The sequence below is a fragment of the Frankia sp. AiPs1 genome (assembly GCF_023716945.1).
In the GTDB taxonomy this organism is placed as follows: Bacteria; Actinomycetota; Actinomycetes; order Frankiales; family Frankiaceae; genus Frankia.
This window is the reverse complement of record NZ_JAMQQF010000458.1, coordinates 1-4879: the sequence shown is the minus strand read 5'-3', so window position 1 is coordinate 4879 and position 4879 is coordinate 1. Positions and strand designations below refer to the sequence as shown.

Here is a 4879-nt window from a genome sequence, read left to right as displayed (position 1 = left end):
GTCCATCTCCGTCCGGCTGGCTGGCTGCGCGGCGCCGGGGCGTCCGTCAGCCGGCGTAGCGCTCGCGCAGCCGGACGCGCTGCAGCTTGCCGGTGGGCAGCCGCGGCAGCTCCTCGACGAACTCGATGGTGCGCGGCACCTTGAAGCCGGCGAGCCGCTCGCGGCCGAACGCCTGCAGCTCGACCGCGAGCTGCGCACCGACGACTGCCTCGACGGCCGGTTGGACCACGGCGAGCAGCCGCTGCCCCATCTCCGCGTCCGGCACGCCGATCACCGCGACGTCGGCGACGGCGGGGTGCAGGATCAGCACGTTCTCGATCTCCTGCGGATAGATGTTGACCCCACCGGAGATGACCAGGTCGGTTCGGCGGTCGGCCAGGTAGAGGTAGCCGTCGGCGTCGAGGTGGCCGAGGTCGCCGAGGGTCAGCCAGCCACGGTCGTTGTAGGCGGCGGCGGTCCGCTCCGGGTCGTTGTGGTACTCCATCCGGGTCGGGCTTTCGAAGTAGACCCGCCCGATCTCGCCCACGGGCAGCTCCGCGCCGTCCTCGTCGACGATGTGCACGACGCCGATGACGGCCCGCCCCACCGAACCGCGGTGGGTGAGCCACTCCTGTGACGTGATCGCGCACATGCCGCCGCCCTCGCTGCCGGCGTAGTACTCGAAGACGATCGGGCCGAGCCAGTCGATCACCTGCTGCTTGACCTCCGGCGGGCAGGGCGCGGCGGCGTGCACGACCAGGCGCAGGCTGGCCAGGTCGAAGGCGGTGCGCTGCGCGGCGGGCAGCTTGAGCAGGCGGACGAACATCGTCGGCACGACCTGGACGTGGGTGACCCGGTAACGCTCGATCGCCCGCAAGGCCTCGACCGGGTCGAAGCGCTCCATGAGGACGACCGTGCCGCCGAGGCGCTGGGTCGCGGTGCTCCAGCCCGTCGGCGCCGCATGGTAGAGCGGCGCCGGGCACAGGTAGACGCTGTCGGGGCCGAAGCCGAACGAGCCGACCATCGCGCGGTCGATGCTCAGCCCGGTGCCGAACGGGTCGAGCGGCAACGCCGGCTCGATGCCCTTGGGGCGGCCCGTCGTGCCCGAGGAATAGAACATGTAGATGCCCTCGACCTGGCCGGCGAGCTCGCCGTCCGGCTGGCCGGCGAGGGCGGCGCGGTGGTCGAGGATGCCCTCGGCGAGCTCGGCTGGCCCGGCGTCGATCATGACGATGTGCTCCAGCCGGGCGGCGGACTCCCGGACCCGCTTGACGATCGGGGCCAGCTCGGCGGAGGTGAACAGCACCCGCGCCCCGCAGTCGTCGACGATGTGGGCGGTCTCCTCGGCGGTGAGGTGCCAGTTGACCGGCGTCCAGTACAGGCCGCTTCGTTGCGCGCCCCAGGCGACCTCGAAGTACTCGGGCCGATTCGGCAGCAGGATCGCCACGTGGTCACCGGGGCGCAGACCGTAGCCGGCGAGCAGGTGCGCGACCTGCCGGCTGCGGCGTTCCAGCTCGCCGAAGGTGAGCTGGGCGCTGCCGTCGGCCATCACGACGGCCAGTTGGTCCGCCGGATGCTGGGACAGCTCGCCGAGCATCGCCGCGACCTCTGGCATGTGACCCTCCTGTCGGCCGCCCGCCGGCACGGCCCCGCAATGCGCCCTTTACGTAGTAAACGATGTTAGGGCGGTCACATGCCAAGTCAAGCGCGCCGGTGATCTCACCGGGCGGCAGCGGCGGCGGGGCTGTGCCGGGTCACCTGACGGGCGTTGCGCTCGGCGTCGAAGACGGCCCACCGCCCCCGGCCGGCGTCCTTTGCCTGGTAGAGGGTGATGTCCGCGGCGCGCAGCAGATCGGCCAGGTCGCCGTCGGCCGCGGGCCGCTCGACCAGACCCATGCTGGCACCGATGGACAACGCCTGGTCGCCGACCCGGACTGGCTCGGCCAGCGCCGCGAGCACGGCGCGGGCGGTGGCGGTGACGTCGTCGATGCCGGCCGTGTCCGCGAGGAGGATGACGAACTCGTCCCCACCCATCCGGACCAGGAGCTGGCCCACCGGCAACGCGGCGGTGAACCGGCTGGCGACCGCGACGAGCAGCCGGTCGCCGGCGTCGTGCCCGAGGCTGTCGTTGACCGCCTTGAACCCGTCGAGATCGATGAAGCACAGCCCGAGGCGTCGGTCCGGCTCCGCGGCCATCAGCTCGGTGACCCGTTCGACGAGCACCGTCCGGTTGGGCAGCCCGGTCAGCGGGTCGTGGCGGGCCTGCCAGCGCAACTGGCTCTGTAACTGGTGGCGCTCGGTGACGTCCACGATCATCGAGAGCTGCACCTCGCCGCGCCCGTCGACCTGGCGCAGGCAGGATGTGGTCAGTTCGGCTCGCACCGTGGCACCCGCGGGCCCGACGAGGCGCAACTCCGTACGAAGGTTCGCCGGTCCGGCGAGGCGCTGGGCGGCGTGGGCGTCGCGCAGATCGGCTGCGTCCTCGGGATGGGCGAACTCGTGCAGCGCCCGGCCGTGGACCCGGTGCGGGGCGACGCCGAGCATCCGCCGGAAGGCGCCGTTGGCGTCGACGATCCGCCCGGCGGCATCGGCAAGCACGATCCCGATCGCGGCCCCGTCGAAAATCAGCTGGAATCTGGCGTCGGTGGCCTGGTGGGCGGCGCGGTGGATCGAGTCCTGGCCGGCCAGGATCCGTTCGCGCAGGGCGCGGGTGTACCCATGGGCCAGGGCTCCCTGCAGGGCCGCGACGCGGTCGGTGAGCTCGTCGTCCGCGGCCAGGCCCAGCTCGGCGAGCAGCCGGGCGCCGCAAAGGCGGATCGTGGCGGCCAGTGCGTCCGCGGCACCATAGGTGTAGTCCGCCACGGCGGCCCCGACCGCGGCCGGCTCCCCGCCGAGTGCCTCCCCACCAGACGGCTGCGAACCAGACGCCTCCCCACCAGACGGTTTCGCACCAGACGGCTTCGCACCAGACGGCTTCGCATCGCATGCCTGGGCACCGAACGGCTCCGCACCGAACGGCTTCCCACCGAACGGCTTCGCATCGAACGGCTGATCGCCGGGCGGGCCGTCGAGCAGGGCGTCGACGAGCCGTTCGGTCAGGCCGAGCAGCCGCTCCTCGACGGCGAGCAGACCGGTGGCCGGGTAGCTCGCGCCGACGATGGCACGCGCCCAGACCTGGGCGAAACGCGCCACCCCACGCCTGCGGGCAGCCGGGGACAGGGACCTCTCCACGCTCGGACTATCGGATGGACTACCGACGGCCGACGGCGGCCAGCGCCACGGCCCGGCTCGGGTCGGCCGCCAGCGGGTCGAGCCCGCCGTGCGCCTCGTCCGGCCGCCAGGAGGGCAGGTAGACCAGCCCCGGCTCGACCAGGTCGTAGTCGGCGAGCAGGCCGGCGATCGTGGACCGGGGCCGCGGGGTGACCCCGGTCGGCGTCGACTCGTACACCTTGCCCGCGCCGTGGACCTGCTCGGCCCGCTCGTCCGCGGTCACGTGGGACACTGCCAGATAGCTGCCAGGCACCGTCGCCGCCCGGAAGGCCCCGATGATCCCAGCCGGGTCGTCGCCGTCGGCCACGAAGTGCAACACGGTGACCATCAGCACCGCGGTCGGCTGGGAGAGGTCGAGCAGCCCGGAGACCTCGCTCGCGCCGAGGACGGAGGCCGGCTCGCGGATGTCCGCCTGCAGCACCGTGGCCAGCGGGTTGTCAGCGAGCAGCATCCGGGAGTGGACGACAGCCACCGGGTCGATGTCCACGTAGACGACCCGCGCCTGCGGGTTGACCCCCTGGGCGACCTCGTGCACGTTGCCGACGGTCGGTACGCCCGAGCCGAGGTCGAGGAACTGGGTGATCCCCACCTCCGCGGCGAGGAACCGGACCGCCCGGTGCAGGAACAGCCGGTTCGACCGCGCCACCAGCGGCCCGTCCGGGAACGCCGCGATCACCGCCTGGGTGGCCTCCCGATCGGCGGCGAAGTTGTGCGACCCACCGAGCGCGTAGTCGTACATCCGCGCGGCGCTCGGCCGATCGACGTCGACCCCCGCGGCCCACCCGGGCATGTCAGCCATCATCCACTCATCCCCTGCACGGTCCGATCGGCAACCTACCGTGAGAGGATTGTCTACCCTCGCGAATTTCGTCACCGCCCGGGGCGCCCACGACTACGCAGAACGGACTGTCGGCGTCCGGATCACCCTGCCTGTGACCGCACCCACAGGTGTACTCACCTGGGCCAAACGGAGGTGGAGCGTCAGGACGCGACCTACTTGTGCTCTGTAAGTGGCGGGTGGGAGCACCGTGCCGGCCGGAGCCCGCCTTGGTTGCGTTGGCCATTGCAGGAGGTTGGCGACGGTCGACCCGAGGCCAAGCCGCTTGGCCCGTCAACAACCTCCTGCATCTGCTGGCCGCACTGTGGTCGAGATTGCCGCGGGCCCGGTCTACCTATCCGTGCGTGATCGATGTGACGCGGACTGGGGCCCCCGGGCTGGGGCCGTCAGGCTGGGACGTCAGACCGGGCCGTCAGGCTGCGGCCGTCAGACCGGGGCCACCGGGCCGGCGTTGGTCCGCAGGTGCTGGACCTCGGCGTCCGGGCCCGGGTAGACGAAGGTGGCGTGGCCGCCATCGCCCCATCGGACCAGGTAGGGCGGGTCGCCGGCGGGCGAGTGGACCTCCAGGATCTCCCCGCCGCACGGCGGCCGGCCGGGGTTGGGCGGGGACACGACCAGCCGGTCACCGACGGACGCACGCCAGCGGCCGAGCCGGGGCTCGGGTAGCCAGGTGACGGTCTTCGGGCCGGGCAGCCCGCCCTCGTGGGTGGAACGCGGGGTCTCGGCGGCCACCGCCGCGGCGAGATCGGCCAGTCCTGGCAGGTCGGCGAGCTCGGCGGTGGCCCCCCGGCC

At 72.6% G+C, this 4879-nt stretch carries 4 protein-coding genes; all 4 read right to left on the bottom strand.

Going from position 1 to position 4879, the window contains the following annotated elements:
- Nucleotides 1-46 precede the first annotated feature (46 nt).
- Nucleotides 47-1594, bottom strand: coding sequence for an acyl-CoA synthetase (locus ND748_RS25190; RefSeq protein WP_251748513.1), 1548 nt, complete (start codon nucleotides 1592-1594; stop codon nucleotides 47-49).
- Between the two features lie 104 nt (nucleotides 1595-1698).
- A complete protein-coding gene (locus tag ND748_RS25185) occupies nucleotides 1699-3171 on the bottom strand; it encodes a sensor domain-containing diguanylate cyclase (RefSeq protein ID WP_251748511.1) in 1473 nt (490 codons plus the stop codon).
- 58 nt (nucleotides 3172-3229) lie between these two features.
- Nucleotides 3230-4048 carry an SAM-dependent methyltransferase gene (locus tag ND748_RS25180; protein ID WP_251748510.1) on the bottom strand — a complete coding sequence of 273 codons (819 nt, stop codon included), beginning with the start codon at nucleotides 4046-4048 and terminating at the stop codon, nucleotides 3230-3232.
- A 465-nt stretch (nucleotides 4049-4513) separates the two neighbouring features.
- On the bottom strand, nucleotides 4514-4879 hold a 366-nt coding region (locus ND748_RS25175), incomplete at its 5' end, for a DUF1918 domain-containing protein (RefSeq protein WP_251748508.1).

What these genes read in the sequence shown, in the direction of transcription:
- ND748_RS25180 (WP_251748510.1), bottom strand. Translation starts at nt 4,048, where the DNA reads ATGGCTGACATGCCCGGGTGGGCCGCGGGGGTCGACGTCGATCGGCCG.
- ND748_RS25190 (WP_251748513.1), bottom strand. Translation starts at nt 1,594, where the DNA reads ATGCCAGAGGTCGCGGCGATGCTCGGCGAGCTGTCCCAGCATCCGGCG.